This window comes from Macrococcus sp. 19Msa1099, assembly GCA_019357535.2.
In the GTDB taxonomy this organism is placed as follows: domain Bacteria; phylum Bacillota; class Bacilli; order Staphylococcales; family Staphylococcaceae; genus Macrococcoides; species Macrococcoides psychrotolerans.
This window is the reverse complement of sequence record CP079955.1, coordinates 1,563,413-1,578,569: the sequence shown is the minus strand read 5'-3', so window position 1 is coordinate 1,578,569 and position 15,157 is coordinate 1,563,413. Positions and strand designations below refer to the sequence as shown.

Here is a 15,157-nt window from a genome sequence, read left to right as displayed (position 1 = left end):
AAAAACGTAAAAGATAAACTCATTTTTGAAAGTAGGTGTGTATATGAAGAAAATTCTATTATTCATGGTTTCAGCATTTATTATAATAGCTATAGGTATTGGTGGATATATCGCATATGAACGTTTCACTTTACATCAAACAGTAGATAAATTCCTTGAAAAAAAGAGAAGCAATAGAAGAAGTGAAAACACGAGAAACGCATTATGATTTGAAATTGAATAAATTTTACGAAGAGATTGTCTTTAAAGATGAACCAGGTTTAGAATATGAAATGTGAATGAGAGATGTGAAGGATAAAGTTTTATCTATTGCATATGGTAAACATAGTGAAGAACGAGGTAAGTATTCGAAGTGATATCGAAAATTAAGAAGAGACAGTCCTAATCAAGGCTGTCTCTTTGTCATTTCTATCTCAATCTTTCATCTAATCCATATTGATACGGGATGTCCATATTCTCGCGTAATGTCGCGCCTTCATAGTCTTTATGGAAGACGTCACGTGCTTGGAGGATTGGTACGACTTCGTCTACGAATCGTTTGAAGTCTGTCTCATAGGCATCAGGTAGTATCCAGAAGCCATCTGCTGCGCCTGATTCAAACCATTCAGTTAAGAAGTCAGCTGTCTCTTTGGCATCGCCTAGCGTTGCTGGGTGATAGTCGATAACGGAATGATAGATGATATCGCGTAATGTCCATCCTTCTCGTGCGACTTTCAGTACGTTCTCGATACGTGGGTCAGAGTAGCTATCGATCACAACTGTGTCTAATAGTTCTTTAGAGATTGGTCTTTCTAGGTCAGCTGGTGTTAATCTGATTCCTAACACCATTCCGATATGGTAAGCACGTTGCTGCACGATATTTTCATCCATGAAGCTAGCGTGTCTATCCAGTGCTTCACGTCTAGAGTCTGCGATGACGGGCATGAGTCCTGCGATGAATTTAATTTCATCTGGATTTCTTCCGGCATCTATCGCCGCTTGTCTTAGCGCATTGCGCGTTGCCACACCTTGCTCGATTGTCCACACTTCACCAATCATTGCGCTTGCATATCGTCCAGCAAAAGCAATGCTGTCTGGTGATCCTCCAGAGTGGAAGATCACCGGTTGTCCTTGTGGAGAAGGGGGGATGGCGAGGGCACCATTTGCTTGTACATGTTTTCCTGAAATATAAGCAGGGTTTACTTTTCTGTAATCTGCAAACACGCCTGAAGCTTTATCTGCTTTCAGTGCATCTTCACCCCAAGTTCCCCAGAATTGTTGAACGGCTTCAACGAATTCATAATGATTTTCGTATCTTGATTTTCTGTCCATCAAGTTTACGCCGAAGTTATCTGCAACATCCTGACTAGAACCTGTCACGGCATTCCATGCTATACGACCCCCGCTCATCAGATCGATTCCTTTAAACTGACGTGCTACTGTATATGGATAATTCCACTGGGTATGGACTGTAGATGCCACCCCGATATGCTTTGTCTGTTGTAAGATTGCTGTAGATGTGATGATAGGTTCTAATGACATTGAAGGGACTTGTGCATGATCATTTGGCACAGCTCCTGGGAAATCTCCGACGAAGATAAATTGAAACTTTCCTTGCTCGGCCATTTGGGCATAGCGAATATCGGCTTGAATATCGGGATATGTGTGAATATCAACACCTTCGCTTTTCCAGGCTTTCGCGTTTGCTCCGAAAGCACCTGTAAATCCTAAACCTAATAGCATTTGTTTATTTGTATTTTTCATCGTAAGCTCCTTAATATTTTTATATATCGTCATTTGACGATATGTTGATTAAAAAAATATAGACATGCTATATTTCTTTTGAGACAAAATCAGCGAACTGCTGGATTATCGTTTCATTCCTTTTAAAGTAAGTATATTTCCCGATCTTTGTTGAAGTTAAGAGGCCGGCATCGTGCAATATTGAAAGGTGCTGTGATGTCGTCGACTGAGAAATATTTAAAACGATTGTCATTTCTTGCACACAGATGCCCACTGCATCTTTATCTAGATTGTTACAAGCAGTAAATGACTGCGCTGGCGATTTTAAGAGCGACAAGATGTGTAGGCGCGTAGGGTGAGCTAGCGCTTTTAATATTTTTACATTTTCCATAGTGTTATTATATCGTGAATTCACGATGCGTCAATTTATAGGCTCAAAAAAAGAGATAGGGAACCTATCTCTTCTTTCTGCTTGGTATTACACATAGTTCTTCCATCGTCATGCCAAACAATTCTGCTATACGCTTAAACTCTGGGACCGTCACGAGGCGATTGCCGCTTTCAATCTTCGAATAGATCGACGGGGTCACATTGATATGCGCGGCAACTTCCTTCGCACTATAGTCTAGGTTCTCTCTATGCCACCTTAGTGCCTCAGCAACTGTAATATTGTCCATCTGATCACCTTCACTTTACGTGAAAGTATCAATATTTGTTATGTGTTTGGGGATAGTTGCGATGTTGGCAATAAATGACGCAATACATTTCATTTGTTATATAATATAAGGTTTATTATGTGTATGTTTTTTATTCACAATAAATCATTATATCGTGCATACATATGATTTAGTGAAAACTTTCCAAATTCGCAACTTCTTACTTATATTTCAACAACCGAAATATTATAAAATTACACCACGGCATAGGGAGGACATCCATGGACGATACGCTGCATCACATACATATGCTATTAATTGAAATGAAATCCAATGTACACCGTAATTACTTCAACGCACAGATGGATATTGAGCTTATTAGTCTCCTTGTTGAACTGTGTATGATCGAACTGCACATCGATTATTTCATCGGTACAGAACTATCTCCGTCTATGCGCATCTCTGTTACGCGCAAAGGGGAGCTGTTTGTCACTGCTTTCCTGGATGGTACGGCTTAGTTTTAAGCAGGGTGGGAGACTAAGTGAATTCGCTAAGCAGAAGTTACTATTTATCCTTAACTATAGCCACAAGAGGAATGCAGTTATCTAGAAATTGTATACAAAAAAACATCACCGAGAATTATGTTCTCAGTGATGTTTACATGTTATTTTAACTAAACTTCCTTTAAAAACTATCCTTCTTTAATTTCAATTGACTTTTTAATAGTCTTTTCTATCTTAGGTAATGTTATTTTTAAGACACCGTCTTTAAAGGAAGCTTGGATATTGTCGCTATCGACATTACTTAGTGCATACGCACGTTGCATGTTGCTGTATGATCTTTCTTTCTGGATCATCTTACCTTCTTCATCTGTTGATTCATTTATAATGTTATTTTCTGCTTTGATTGTTAGATAACCATTATTATACGAAATATCAAGTGAGTCCTTTGTATAACCAGGTAATTCGACTGTCATTTCATATTGATCATCTTTTTCTTCGATGTCAGTCTTCATACTTTGCATATCTGGTAGAGTATTAAAGAATTGCTTGCTAAAATCTCTGAATAATGAGCTTGGTGTCATATCTAATAAACTGTTATTAAAACGATCTAATTCATAAGCCATAGAAAACCACTCCTTGTAATTTTTTATTTTACTTTTAAATTAATTGATTTAATCAGTTCCAAAGATTTGAGGTACTCATTCCAGCTATTATGTGTTTCAAACTCAACAAAATTCATAGGGTCATTCAATGCATGTTTAAAACTAACACCGTTTGTGCGTTTGTGCACCGCCTTGATGATTAATTTGATTAAGATTTAATGTCATATAATCGCCTCCTAAACAAACTATATATCTTACACTTATATTTATATCAAATTGGTCAAAAAAGGTCAATAGTTTTTGTGTAATTTTTATTCATAATTTTAGTGTGTTTATATCACACTAAAATTATGTTATATGACAAACTCCAAAACCAATGGGAATAACTCTATAGAATTTAGTCAATTAACTATGGATTAAATTCTTTTTTTCATTAGTATTGTCCTCATTGATATCTGCTAATATATCTCCTATATAAATATTTTTGTAATATTCTTTTAATAGATCGTATTCTTTTACAGAAAAATTATACATTGTTGTTCTCATACTTCTTGATATTTTACAGTCACTATCTTCTTTTCCAGTAAAAATACGAGTGTCATTATCTACATCTCTAAATATCATGAATAATTTAGCTAAGGATATATTTAAACAATCATCTATAGCTCTATACCCACCTTTTTTACCGTATCTTGTTTCTACTAATTTGTTAAAACTTAATAAACGCATCACCTTGCGTAACTGAACAGGATGTACACAGACTGATTCACATAGCTCCAGGCTCGAGAACTGTTCATTACTATGTTTACCTAGAAATACTAATACATGAATAGCTATATTAAACTGTTGATTGATAAAAGCCACCTCTTTTTTTCATTTAACGCTATCTACATTCAAATAATATATTTCCACGGGAAAATCCTGTGATTAAGCGTAGAGGATTCATCATAACACTTGTTCAGGAAATGGGAATTTTTGATGCTATTGATTTGATAATCAATTATAAATTAAACATTGAATAGATCATTAAACGACTCAATCATGGTTGGGTGAGTATATATATTATCTCTTAAAACTGAATAATCAAGGTTTTGATCAATTGCTAACTTTATTATATTAATGATCTCCTCGGATTGAGAACCATATAATGTAGCGCCAAGTATTTTATTAGTTGTTTCATCTATCACAACTTTGAATAAACCTCTAGCATCATCGTTAACTTTATGGCGCGGTATACTATTTACTGGAAGTCTGCCTACTTTAATATTATAGCCTCTATCCTTTGCTTCTTTAGCAGTCAATCCCACACGAGATAGAGGTGGATCTATAAATACAGTATAGGGTACAGCACCTCTATTTTCAGTAGTACGGGTACCTGTACCGTATAATTTATCTTTAACAATTCTAAAATCATCTAGTGAAATATAAGTGAATTGCATTCCACCTTTAACATCTCCAATAGCATAGATATCTTCAACAGATGTTTGTAACTGACTGTTAACTTTTATTTCTCCGCGTTCTCCTAATGTAATATCTGTATTTTCTAAATTTAAATCTGTGTTTGGTGTTCTGCCAACTGCAAGCAGTACCGCATCAGCTTCAAAGTCTCCTTTGTTTGTTTTGACGACTGTATAATTATCTTTATCTTCAAATTTTTTGGTTTGAACACTAAGCTCGAATTTTATACCCTTATCCTCTAAATCTTTAATTACATGTGATACGATTTCCTCATCTTCTTTTACCATTAGTTTGTCACTAGCTTCTAACACGGTAACTTCTGTGCCGAAATTAGAAAACATAGAAGCAAATTCCAATGAAATATAGCCGCCACCGATAATGATTAGTCGTTTCGGTTGTTTGCTTAGATTCATAATTCCTGTGGAATCATATAAGTATTTCGATTCTTTAATCCCCTGAATATCAGGAATAACAGGAGTTGCACCGGTATTTATGACAATTTTGTCTGCTGTTAATGTATCTACAACGTTATCTTGATTATCTAATAAATATACTTCAGTATTGGATTTAAATTTAGCCGTGTAATCTAATATTGTTATATTTTCATCATCTGCTAAATTATGATAATTTTTTTCATTAAGGGCAGATACAACTTCGTCCTTGCGCTCAAATGCCTGATTGAATGATTTATGATGTAAACCTTCGTGTACCAATGTTTTAGATGGTATACATCCGATATTGATACATGTGCCACCATACATTTTTTTTGACTGCTCAACAACTGCCACTTTTTTTCCTAGAGATGAAGCTGCTTTTGCGAGTGTTTTACCACCTTTACCAAAACCTAAAATTAATAAATCATAATTTTTCATTTTATCCCTCCGTCAATAAGTAAGTTCATGTAAATCAAAAATAAATATTTTGATGATAATCCATTGTTTAAATGTAACTTTAATGGTTACATTTAAACATATAAGTTCTTTAAATTCAACTAAAAACTCATCTCTGTGAATTGCCTGCACTTTCTAATTCCAGTGTATTTTAATAAAAATGATAAATTAGATGATAATTGTAATTTAGCTTCTATTCAAATTTTTACATTGTATAGGGAGGATAGAAGTTTAAAGTATAAGGAACATATATAGGCATTGGCAGAAGCTTTTATAGAACATAGAGAAGTAATGTAAGAGGAGTTAATATTCAAAAAATAAAATTGTGATATTTTAACAAATGTGTTTATAATTATATATAAAAATATAAAGGAATGTTTATTAAGTATGAAAACAAATAAAGATGTTGTTTACACTGGTTTAGGAGGATTTTTCAGTATTATACTCATTCAATTTTTAATGAGCTATTTAACTACAGGAAATGTGTGGGAATGGTATGAAATATCTAATAATGTTATTCCCTTTTTAGTGTTTTTCATAATAGTTTTAATTATTATTAAAGAATATAATGTTAGGAAAATAAATCGATAGAAAAGTTTAATTCATTAGCTAATGCATATAGTATATATAATAGTTTTACTTTTATTCTAGGATATTATGTCTCGTCAGAATTATACGGGACAACCTCTAGTTTGCGCATAGGAAATCTCCAACTTAAAATTGATTCAAATTAATATATATGTAATAACATAACAGGCATTGGAGGCTTTATGGATTACTATCAACTTATGTCCAGAGATATTATCGAACAAAATTTAGATTTCGAACATATTGAACTCGTAAAAAATCAAAGTCGTTTTATAGATAATGATAAACTCAATCACGCTGTATTTGAACAGGTAAGATTTGAAATGGCGGATTATTTTCATGTTTTATTCAAAGATGTTGAACAGATAAAGATAATATTTTGTGTTGCATATAAAGATAGGTATTATCGTTTAAATTTAATAAAGTATTTTAAGCAATTTGAACGATTTAATTTTAGTCTCTATCATAATGAACTAAGTGATAATTGTCATCAATATGCATATATTATTAACAAACGTGATTTGAATTTACAAAAATTAGTTAAAGATATTTGTTATCAAGATTTTGCGTATGAATCTCAAACCTTTAGAAAAGCATCTGTTTTAACAATAATTACAAATTTAGATGAAGATATATTTTACTACCCCTATGATGATCGGGGCGTTGTCATATATAAGAAATGAAAAGAAGGTATCTGAAAATTACTCAGATACCTTCTTTTCATTGACAATAATATCACCAGGCTGACAATCAAGATAGTCGCATATTGCTTCTAAAGTGCTAAAACGAACTGCCTTTGCTTTTCCAGTCTTTAATATGGATAGATTTGCGATTGTAACATCAACCGCCTTTGATAATTCAGTTAAAGAAACACCTCGCTCTTTTAATACTTCATCTAACTTTATTTTGATCATAGTATACACCTATATTGTTAAGTCGTTTTCTTCTTTAATTTTTTTTGATTCTTCGTATATAAATAGTGAAGAAAGAATTACTATACCTAAAATAAATAATAACAGATTTGTTTCTACTGTAGTATTTAATAATGTTGAATATTCTACAGATGCATTAAGATATTTCTTAGCTAAGTTAAGACCTCCATAGCCAATCGTTAATATCGCAATGAGCATTAATTTATCATGATTGATTGTATTAAAATAATCTGCAATATCCACTTTTTGCATAAGTTGAAAAGTGAATATTAAAATCATTAATAAAATTATGCATTGAATAATATAGATTCCAAAGTAATATAAACCTCGATTTGAAAAATGCCATAGATCATTACTAATTGAATTTGAGAAGAATTCTGAAATCGTCACTATAGAAGTAAGTAGTGTGACAATAAATGCTAAAATTACAAAGTACTTTGTGAACTTTAAAGATGTGATACTTTTATTCATTAAAATCTCTCCTTTATCGTTTATCAATAAAAATATAACATTATATTTATCGAAAAACAATAAATTTATTGTTTTTCGATAAAAAATTATATATGTGATATCGAAAGCGGGAATATTTTTATGGGACTATCTATTTAGGTGGACTGTACAAATGGCTGATAAATCATTGTTGTAGATTGAAAATTATCGTATAATATGAAATTTATTTTAATGTAATAAATATAGGATAGTTACAATTTGTGTTTTAATTTTTACTTTCAATACAATATATGAAATTTAAATTTTAAATGCAAAGGAGAAAATATTATGACCGAGAGAAATAATAACTGGCCACCAAAGCACCATGGTGAACATAATCCTGCTGGCCGCACGGGTAATACTGATTTTGATGCACCGGGTCTAAAGGGGAGAGAAGACGAAACTTATGAAAAAGCGGCCTTTGGTGGAGCGGATTTTAATGATGCTAGGAATTTAAAGAAATAAAGATATTATGATAGTAACAGTAATCCTTACTTTTAAATTTTCTTACTTACTCCGCCACCGTCTCTCTTCTATTGTATGCTTGCTTAGGCATACACTTTCATAAAATACATGTTTTGAAATATGTAAAAGAGGTATATAGTAACAGATTCAAAATTTGTACTAGATGGGGGTTTCTATATATGAAAGCAGTAACTTATCAAGGACACAAGAAGATGGTAACGAAAGAAGTCGAAGATGCTAAGATTATCGAATCCACTGATGCGATTATTAAGATAACAGCTTCAGGTATTTGTGGATCAGATTTACATTTATATCACCAAGGTGACTTATTCATGGAACCTGGTTTTGTTATCGGACATGAACCTATGGGGATTGTCGAAGAAGTAGGTAAGGATGTAAAGAACCTGAAGAAGGGTGATCGTGTCGTTATTCCTTTTAATATTGGCTGTGGTGAATGTTTCTACTGTCAGCATGACATGGAATCTCAATGTGATAATTCTAATGAGACGCCTGCTAACTGGAAGTTAGATAACGGCGGATTATTTGGTTTCGGTAACCTTCATGGCAATCATTGGGGTGGACAGGCAGAGTATTTAAGAGTACCACATGCTGACTTCTCTTCATTTAAGGTACCAGATAATAACTTAAAGGATGAGCAGGTATTATTCTTATCAGACGTTGCACCTACTGCATACTGGAGTGTAGAACATGCAGGCGTTAAACCAGGAGACACTGTAATTGTGTTAGGTTGTGGTCCTATTGGATTAATGGCACAGAAGTTCGCAAAATTAAAAGGTGCTGAAAGAGTTATTGCAATCGATAATGTACAACACCGTCTTGATCATGCGAAAAAGTATAACGGTGCTGAAGTGTATAACTTTGATGAAGAGAAAGAAATTGGAAAGTTGCTTAAAGAAAAGACACAAGGTGGCGCAGATGTTGTCATTGACTGTGTAGGTATGGACGGGCAACAATCAAGTCCAGAACCGAAGTTATCAAGACGTTCTCAGCAACGTGGCACAATTAGCCCGATCATTACAGCTGCTGAATCTGTAAGAAAATTTGGTACAATCCAGCTTACCGGAATCTACGGTACTCCTGCAGATAATTTCCCGCTTGATCTGATCTTTAACCGTAACGTTAGGGTGACAAGTGGACAAGCACCTGTAATTCACTTGATGCCTAAACTCTATCAGATGATTAAAGACGAAGTATTTGATCCTACAGAGATCATCACCCATACTTTCCCGCTAGAAAAAGCTGATGAAGCTTATAAAGTATTCGATAAGAAGAAAGACAACAATATCAAAGTTATACTTAAGCCTGAATAGATGATAGCAAGCGTTTAAATATAGAAGGAAATCTCAGTGATGATCAATCACTGAGATTTCCTTTTTCTATATATGCTCTATCGTAATCTTTAGGCCCTCTACGACAAACTCTATTTTCTTCTCTCGTTCTTTACTGACGGAAGGAAGCTGGTGCTCTGTTTCGATTTCTCTAAGTTCACGTTCCAGCTCATTGATCTTGCCGACCTTATGCATATTAGAAGCATAGGAATTCGGCTTTCTCTTTCTTACCTCATACAATTCTGCTAATACATCTGCTCTTGTTCTCATACAAAACACTCCTTATAAAATGATTACAATAAAAATAAGCTCATCTTAAAGTAAGAAGAGCTTTGTTAAGAACTTCTTATCTTTCAAGATTACATCTTGTTGGAATTAGCACAGTGCATAAGCCTGCTGCTGAGGTTTCATAGGGCCAAGTCCCTCCACCTACTCTAAATAAGATACGAGCTATTTTTTTGTATATTTATTATAACATACTTTGCTAAAGTTGAAAAATATATATATTATTAAAATATGGATTATAGTGGAAGGAGTGACACCATGTCATCTATTATTAGTGCTGGATATGATATTTTAAATAAACAGTTGTCGCCATTCATGCAGTTTAAGAATCAACATCGCGTGAGGTTTTACGAATCGCGTTTAACGTATTTTAAATATCGAAGATTAGTGGGTCATATCTTTGGTGGAGATGTTAATTTATTATATTTATCAAGTGCCTACAATAAATGTAATTTCAGGTTATGGACAGTATTGAATATTTCAAATTATCAGGAATATAAGATAGAACAGAAGCACTATGATCTAGTAGTGATGATGGCGAATATTAATCATCTGAGTCAATCAGATGCGGTAAACTATATCAAATATACGAAAGTTAAAGAAAACCATCCATTTATCAGTTATTTGTATAACGAGCAGACTTTCATTAGACTCAGTCCATTCTATATTGATATCATCTCTGAAGATACATCAGTCATTGAATGGATCAAGCGTGAGTTTGAACGAGAATATGCACACGACTTCGATATAAATGAAGTGATATCGGAAGCAGAGTGGTATGGTAAGTAACGAATAAGACAATTAAAATTATAATCGCATAGAGTATAATTGTACTCTATATCGTGTCTGGCATTATTGCGTGGATATATGTGAAAAATAACCATCCCATAAATAATTTATGGGATGGTTATTTTAATTCATACGTTGTGTAAATATTAATATAAATATTAAAAGTAACAGCAATGAATATAAAAAGGCTTTACCTGTATGTTTTTCCAGCGTTGCTTTATAAAGCAGTGTAGTCACTAAACCAACTGCTGCAATGTCCATAACATATTCAAATACAGGGATAAATATTTTAATTATTAAACCAAGTCCTAATAACCCTAGGAATATATTTTGTACCATTTCAATTTTATTTTTCTTTTGCTCTTCAATCATTCCGGAACCTTCTTTCTAATATAGAATATATATACAAACACGCTTAAGAAGAAGTAGTAAAATGCACATACACCGAGCCCATCGACATATGCTTCTGATAAACTTCTATTTCCTATCGCTGCAAATATCAAGCTGCCAGCGACCCAAACGATGGGTATGATAATAAAGTTGAACAAGAATAAGACTTTAATCGCCATTATGAAGCCTCCTAACAGTATTTTCTATATTTTAACAAAAAAATAAAAAATATTAAATTTTAGTCTATCTTTTTCGTACAAGTTGATTATAATAATAGTAAAATAAATTATTCTGGAGGAAAAAATGAAGCGTATTAAAATTTTTACTATTTTATTATTATTGTTTTCTTTTTACCCAGCTACTCAATCACACGCCATTTAAAAGAAAATTCCGGTGAAGTTTGTATCAGTAGTTGATGGTGATACTGTACGCGTTAAGCAAGGTAATAAAGCAATCACACTTCGTTTGTTGCTTATTGATACACCTGAATCGAAGGATCCAAAGAAACCTGTCCAGCCATATGCGGTAGAAGCGGGGAAGTATTTGGATAGCTACTTACGTTATGCGAATCTTTCGATGCAGTATGATAACAATCAAAAGACAGACCGTTATGGCCGTCATCTTGTATATCTATATGCCAACAATCGTTTAGTCAATGATGAAATGGTACGTTCAGGATATGCACGTATAGGCTACGTCTATTCTCAGAAGTATTATCTAAATGCACTTAAGAAAACCGAGTCGGTTGCGAAGGCTAAGAAACTTCGTATCTGGTCGATTCCTGGGTATGTGAATACACGTGGTGAAGGATTTATCTATAATCCGAAGAAGCCCGTCGTTAAACAAGCACCAAAACCAGCACCAAAGCCAGCTGCAAAACCAGTTGCGAAACAGCCTACAACAAAAGCTGGTTATCCAACTTCAAAATATCGTAAAGGTGCACCGAAGACATTTAAAAATTGTACGGCAATGAAAAAATACTATCCATATGGCGTGACAATTCATCATATCTCTTATAACAAGAAACATGATCGTGATAAAGACAAACTCGCTTGTGAAGCATCAAACGTAGCATACCAGCCATGGATGAAGAATAACTAAAAGCAATCCTGATGGGATTGCTTTTTTTGTACAATCAGAATTGAAGAATATTATAGAATGTGAGCTACTACAGGAAATTCTTCCGCTTTTTTAGTAGGTCGTAGACGAAGCGCGCCATATCTTTGTTTTATAACAATACTAATAAACTACGTCTTACAGGAAATCTGTAAGACGTTTTAAGTTTAGTTAATCATTTGTGACTTCGACTTCTATATAGAAACAATGTGTTATAAGTATAATTGTTCTATTTATACAATGTGTTTTTAGAGAATAAAAAAGACAATATACTCTCGAAAGTTTCATTATAAAAATTCACCGTATGAAAACATTCACAAAATACAGTGATTTATGTCACAAAATAGCAAAATTTTTAGAGTATAATTACATATATTTTTATTATGTGAATATAACAAAAATATATGTAAAAAACCTATTATAAACCCTTATTAAAGAGTTTTATTAGATTTTAAAGAGTTTGAAGTTTTATTATATAATAACTTCCTTTTTGTAATAATTAAAAATAGGTAAAGTATATTTCTATATTTTGTGAATTTTTTCTTGTTTTTATTTATTTTTTTTGTATAATTCAAATAGTGTTCAAAAAATGAGTAGGGGAAGATTTAAAATGAAAAAAATATTGTTTATTTTTGTTGTATTGTCCATGATTATATCTTTGGCAACTCCAAATGTAACGTTAGCTCAAGATTTAACTCAAAATATAATAAAAGATATCAAGATAGAAAATGAAAAAACTACATTCACAAATCGAGATCGTGTTAAAATTACAGTGGATTTTGATGCGTCAGGTAGAAAGATTGAACCAGGAGATATGATGCTTGTTCAGTTGCCGGATGAACTGAAAGGATTTGAAACGAGTATGAACCTTTCAAACGCTGATGGTAAAGTTCTAGGAAATTGTAATGTCACTACAAATAATATTTCATGCACATTCAATGAAAACGTAAAGGATCTCACAAACATTAAAGGCCAGTTCTATTTCACGACTGAATTTAATGATGATGAGCAAGGCACGAAACAAAAGAACTTAAACTTTGGTAACACTGCAATTACAAAGTCAATCACAGTTGACAATCCAGTATATGGAGAAGCAGGCGTCTCCAACGAAACTTTCTTTAAAGGCGGCCAGATTCTGCCCGATGCTCCTAATCAAGTGAGCTGGGCGATTCGCTTCAACAATAAGCAGGATTATTTCCGTCAAGGGGATCCTGCTATGATAACAGATAAGTTAGGCGAAGGTCAGGCATATGATGTAGATTCGTTTCAGTTCACAGTAACCACGAAGGGTCAGTCAACTATCTCTTTGTCAAAAGCAGATTTTGAGGCTCAATACGGAGAAGTGTATATCAATAAAGATAGCTTCAATATTCGCTTCAATCAGCCGAATTACACGCAGCTGATGGTATATTACAATACAAAGATTGTTGATAGCTCATTAGACGAATTTAGTAATGGAGCTACAACCAATTACATTGATAAGAATGGCGTGCAACAAAATGAAGTAAGTAATGCCACTGTTAAAAATATTAGCGCCGGAGGAAATATTGAAGGAGAGCTAGCGAAATATAATGGTAAGCTGACGATCAACAAAGTTGGAGTAGATAAAGAAGGCAATAAGACTCCCTTAGCAGGTGCAAAGTTCTCGCTTACGAACAAAGCAGAGGAGGTTGTTGCTGAAGGTACGACGGATGACAACGGACAACTCTCGTTTAACGAAATTAAAGGTGGCACATATTCAGTTAAAGAGATTGTATTTCCAGATGGATATAAAGCAGACGTAAGTGGGGATACGCAGGAAATTGTGCTCGACTTCAGAAATCAAGCAGAAGTTATACATGAGATTACAAATATTAAAGAAGAACTAGAACCAACAACTGAAGAACCAACAACGGAAGCACCAACAACAGAAGCGCCAACGACAGAAATACCGACAACAGAAGCACCAACGACAGAAGCACCGACAACGGAAGCACCAACGACAGAAGTACCAACGACAGAAGCGCCGACAACAGAAGCGCCGACAACAGAAGCACCGACGACAGAAGTACCAACAACGGAAGCGCCGACGACAGAAGCACCGACAACGGAAGCGCCGACAACGGAAGCACCGACGACAGAAGCACCGACGACAGAAGCACCGACGACAGAAGCACCGACGACAGAAGCACCGACGACAGAAGCACCGACGACAGAAGCACCAACAACAGAAGCACCAACAACAGAAGCACCAACAACAGAAGCGCCGACAACAGAAGCGCCGACAACAGAAGTACCAACAACAGAAGTACCGACAACGGAAGCGCCGACAACGGAAGTACCGACGACAGAAGCACCGACGACAGAAGCACCGACGACAGAAGCACCAACAACAGAAGCACCAACGACAGAAGTACCAACAAATGATAATCAGATTCCACAAATTCCTGTTCCTGAGGAGGACACAGCATCAGTAATCGAATCTGATGAACCTCTTGTACCAGAAGAAGTTTTAACACCGAAAGAGGATATAGATACTGATAATCAGATTCCACAAATTCCTGTTCCTGAGGAGGACACAGCATCAGTAATCGAACCTGATGAACCTCTTGTATCAGAAGAAGTTTTAACACCGAAAGAGGAGACAGCAGAGCAAGTAACACCGTCTGTTGATCAGAAGTTTCTTGTATTTAATCCTGAACCTGCTCTGGGTGTGAGCATTACTGGACAAAAGAAAGATCTTATTATCAATACAGATTCTGTTGCTAAGGATAATGAGACTAAAGCGCTACCTTTAACAGGTGAAGATCAAGATTATAAAAAAGAGTTTTTATCACTATTAATGATGATTCTTGGTTTATTCTTAATCAAACGTAAAACAAAATAAAAAAGATTTAATATACTTTCGATTAAGGGACAGATAAGTATATAAGGTAGATAACTT

The 15,157-nt window shown here is 34.3% G+C and carries 19 protein-coding genes and 1 riboswitch; of the genes, 8 read left to right on the top strand and 11 right to left on the bottom strand.

Annotated elements, in window-relative coordinates:
• Nucleotides 1-155: 155 nt before the first annotated feature.
• A complete protein-coding gene (locus tag KYI10_08265; GenBank protein QYA32374.1) occupies nt 156-278 on the top strand; it encodes a DUF3139 domain-containing protein in 123 nt (40 codons plus the stop codon).
• Between the two features lie 130 nt (nt 279-408).
• On the opposite strand, the gene KYI10_08260 is transcribed toward KYI10_08265, so the two are convergent.
• The 3 genes from KYI10_08260 to KYI10_08250 form a co-directional block, all read right to left on the bottom strand.
• Nucleotides 409-1,743, bottom strand: coding sequence for an NtaA/DmoA family FMN-dependent monooxygenase (locus KYI10_08260; GenBank protein ID QYA32373.1), 1,335 nt, complete (start codon nt 1,741-1,743; stop codon nt 409-411).
• A gap of 67 nt (nt 1,744-1,810) precedes the next feature.
• Complete coding sequence (locus KYI10_08255; GenBank protein QYA32372.1) at nt 1,811-2,113, bottom strand: metalloregulator ArsR/SmtB family transcription factor; 303 nt, start codon at nt 2,111-2,113, stop codon at nt 1,811-1,813.
• A gap of 64 nt (nt 2,114-2,177) precedes the next feature.
• Entirely contained in the window at nt 2,178-2,399 is a 222-nt protein-coding gene (locus KYI10_08250) for a helix-turn-helix transcriptional regulator (GenBank protein QYA32371.1), read from the bottom strand.
• Nucleotides 2,400-2,659: 260 nt separating this feature from the next.
• On the opposite strand from KYI10_08250, the gene KYI10_08245 reads away from it, so the two are divergent.
• Entirely contained in the window at nt 2,660-2,896 is a 237-nt protein-coding gene (locus KYI10_08245) for a hypothetical protein (GenBank protein QYA32370.1), read from the top strand.
• A gap of 173 nt (nt 2,897-3,069) precedes the next feature.
• Here the strand turns inward: KYI10_08245 and KYI10_08240 are convergent, their stop codons facing one another.
• The 3 genes from KYI10_08240 to merA form a co-directional block, all read right to left on the bottom strand.
• Entirely contained in the window at nt 3,070-3,504 is a 435-nt protein-coding gene (locus tag KYI10_08240) for an Hsp20/alpha crystallin family protein (protein ID QYA32369.1), read from the bottom strand.
• Between the two features lie 384 nt (nt 3,505-3,888).
• A complete protein-coding gene (locus KYI10_08235; protein QYA33942.2) occupies nt 3,889-4,347 on the bottom strand; it encodes an Rrf2 family transcriptional regulator in 459 nt (152 codons plus the stop codon).
• Nucleotides 4,348-4,490: 143 nt separating this feature from the next.
• On the bottom strand, nt 4,491-5,813 hold the full coding sequence (gene merA, locus KYI10_08230) for a hypothiocyanous acid reductase MerA (GenBank protein ID QYA32368.1): 1,323 nt from the start codon (nt 5,811-5,813) through the stop codon (nt 4,491-4,493).
• Between the two features lie 788 nt (nt 5,814-6,601).
• On the opposite strand from merA, the gene KYI10_08225 reads away from it, so the two are divergent.
• Nucleotides 6,602-7,102, top strand: coding sequence for a hypothetical protein (locus KYI10_08225; GenBank protein ID QYA32367.1), 501 nt, complete (start codon nt 6,602-6,604; stop codon nt 7,100-7,102).
• Between the two features lie 18 nt (nt 7,103-7,120).
• On the opposite strand, the gene KYI10_08220 is transcribed toward KYI10_08225, so the two are convergent.
• Complete coding sequence (locus KYI10_08220; protein QYA32366.1) at nt 7,121-7,333, bottom strand: helix-turn-helix transcriptional regulator; 213 nt, start codon at nt 7,331-7,333, stop codon at nt 7,121-7,123.
• Between the two features lie 9 nt (nt 7,334-7,342).
• Nucleotides 7,343-7,822, bottom strand: a complete 480-nt coding sequence (locus KYI10_08215) for a hypothetical protein (GenBank protein QYA32365.1) — start codon at nt 7,820-7,822, stop codon at nt 7,343-7,345.
• 306 nt (nt 7,823-8,128) lie between these two features.
• On the opposite strand from KYI10_08215, the gene KYI10_08210 reads away from it, so the two are divergent.
• Together KYI10_08210 and KYI10_08205 are read left to right on the top strand one after the other, a co-directional pair.
• Complete coding sequence (locus KYI10_08210) at nt 8,129-8,305, top strand: hypothetical protein (GenBank protein ID QYA32364.1); 177 nt, start codon at nt 8,129-8,131, stop codon at nt 8,303-8,305.
• 179 nt (nt 8,306-8,484) lie between these two features.
• On the top strand, nt 8,485-9,636 hold the full coding sequence (locus KYI10_08205) for a zinc-dependent alcohol dehydrogenase (protein ID QYA32363.1): 1,152 nt from the start codon (nt 8,485-8,487) through the stop codon (nt 9,634-9,636).
• A 66-nt stretch (nt 9,637-9,702) separates the two neighbouring features.
• On the opposite strand, the gene KYI10_08200 is transcribed toward KYI10_08205, so the two are convergent.
• Nucleotides 9,703-9,924: a hypothetical protein gene (locus KYI10_08200; protein ID QYA32362.1), complete on the bottom strand. Its 222-nt coding sequence runs from the start codon at nt 9,922-9,924 to the stop codon at nt 9,703-9,705.
• A 73-nt stretch (nt 9,925-9,997) separates the two neighbouring features.
• Nucleotides 9,998-10,099, bottom strand: a riboswitch (SAM riboswitch).
• A gap of 98 nt (nt 10,100-10,197) precedes the next feature.
• Here KYI10_08200 and KYI10_08195 point away from each other — a divergent pair.
• On the top strand, nt 10,198-10,728 hold the full coding sequence (locus KYI10_08195; protein QYA32361.1) for a hypothetical protein: 531 nt from the start codon (nt 10,198-10,200) through the stop codon (nt 10,726-10,728).
• A gap of 123 nt (nt 10,729-10,851) precedes the next feature.
• Here KYI10_08195 and KYI10_08190 read toward each other — a convergent pair whose 3' ends face one another.
• Complete coding sequence (locus tag KYI10_08190) at nt 10,852-11,100, bottom strand: hypothetical protein (GenBank protein ID QYA32360.1); 249 nt, start codon at nt 11,098-11,100, stop codon at nt 10,852-10,854.
• The gene (locus KYI10_08185) at nt 11,097-11,297 is read right to left on the bottom strand and encodes a hypothetical protein (GenBank protein QYA32359.1); all 201 of its coding nucleotides are present in this window, start codon (nt 11,295-11,297) and stop codon (nt 11,097-11,099) included. Before KYI10_08185 ends, KYI10_08190 begins: the two co-directional genes overlap by 4 nt.
• Before the next feature lie 214 nt (nt 11,298-11,511).
• Here KYI10_08185 and KYI10_08180 point away from each other — a divergent pair, with 214 nt between their 5' ends.
• Together KYI10_08180 and KYI10_08175 are read left to right on the top strand one after the other, a co-directional pair.
• Nucleotides 11,512-12,219, top strand: a complete 708-nt coding sequence (locus tag KYI10_08180) for a thermonuclease family protein (protein QYA32358.1) — start codon at nt 11,512-11,514, stop codon at nt 12,217-12,219.
• Nucleotides 12,220-12,844: 625 nt separating this feature from the next.
• Nucleotides 12,845-15,100, top strand: coding sequence for an Ig-like domain-containing protein (locus KYI10_08175; GenBank protein ID QYA32357.1), 2,256 nt, complete (start codon nt 12,845-12,847; stop codon nt 15,098-15,100).
• Nucleotides 15,101-15,157: the final 57 nt, after the last annotated feature.

Bases quoted from the DNA above. Each gene is read 5' to 3' on its own strand.
- KYI10_08260 (QYA32373.1), bottom strand. From the start codon at position 1,743: ATGAAAAATACAAATAAACAAATGCTATTAGGTTTAGGATTTACAGGT.
- KYI10_08255 (QYA32372.1), bottom strand. From the start codon at position 2,113: ATGGAAAATGTAAAAATATTAAAAGCGCTAGCTCACCCTACGCGCCTA.
- KYI10_08250 (QYA32371.1), bottom strand. From the start codon at position 2,399: ATGGACAATATTACAGTTGCTGAGGCACTAAGGTGGCATAGAGAGAAC.
- KYI10_08245 (QYA32370.1), top strand. From the start codon at position 2,660: ATGGACGATACGCTGCATCACATACATATGCTATTAATTGAAATGAAA.
- KYI10_08240 (QYA32369.1), bottom strand. From the start codon at position 3,504: ATGGCTTATGAATTAGATCGTTTTAATAACAGTTTATTAGATATGACA.
- merA (QYA32368.1), bottom strand. From the start codon at position 5,813: ATGAAAAATTATGATTTATTAATTTTAGGTTTTGGTAAAGGTGGTAAA.
- KYI10_08225 (QYA32367.1), top strand. From the start codon at position 6,602: ATGGATTACTATCAACTTATGTCCAGAGATATTATCGAACAAAATTTA.
- KYI10_08220 (QYA32366.1), bottom strand. From the start codon at position 7,333: ATGATCAAAATAAAGTTAGATGAAGTATTAAAAGAGCGAGGTGTTTCT.
- KYI10_08215 (QYA32365.1), bottom strand. From the start codon at position 7,822: ATGAATAAAAGTATCACATCTTTAAAGTTCACAAAGTACTTTGTAATT.
- KYI10_08210 (QYA32364.1), top strand. From the start codon at position 8,129: ATGACCGAGAGAAATAATAACTGGCCACCAAAGCACCATGGTGAACAT.
- KYI10_08205 (QYA32363.1), top strand. From the start codon at position 8,485: ATGAAAGCAGTAACTTATCAAGGACACAAGAAGATGGTAACGAAAGAA.
- KYI10_08200 (QYA32362.1), bottom strand. From the start codon at position 9,924: ATGAGAACAAGAGCAGATGTATTAGCAGAATTGTATGAGGTAAGAAAG.
- KYI10_08195 (QYA32361.1), top strand. From the start codon at position 10,198: ATGTCATCTATTATTAGTGCTGGATATGATATTTTAAATAAACAGTTG.
- KYI10_08190 (QYA32360.1), bottom strand. From the start codon at position 11,100: ATGATTGAAGAGCAAAAGAAAAATAAAATTGAAATGGTACAAAATATA.
- KYI10_08185 (QYA32359.1), bottom strand. From the start codon at position 11,297: ATGGCGATTAAAGTCTTATTCTTGTTCAACTTTATTATCATACCCATC.
- KYI10_08175 (QYA32357.1), top strand. From the start codon at position 12,845: ATGAAAAAAATATTGTTTATTTTTGTTGTATTGTCCATGATTATATCT.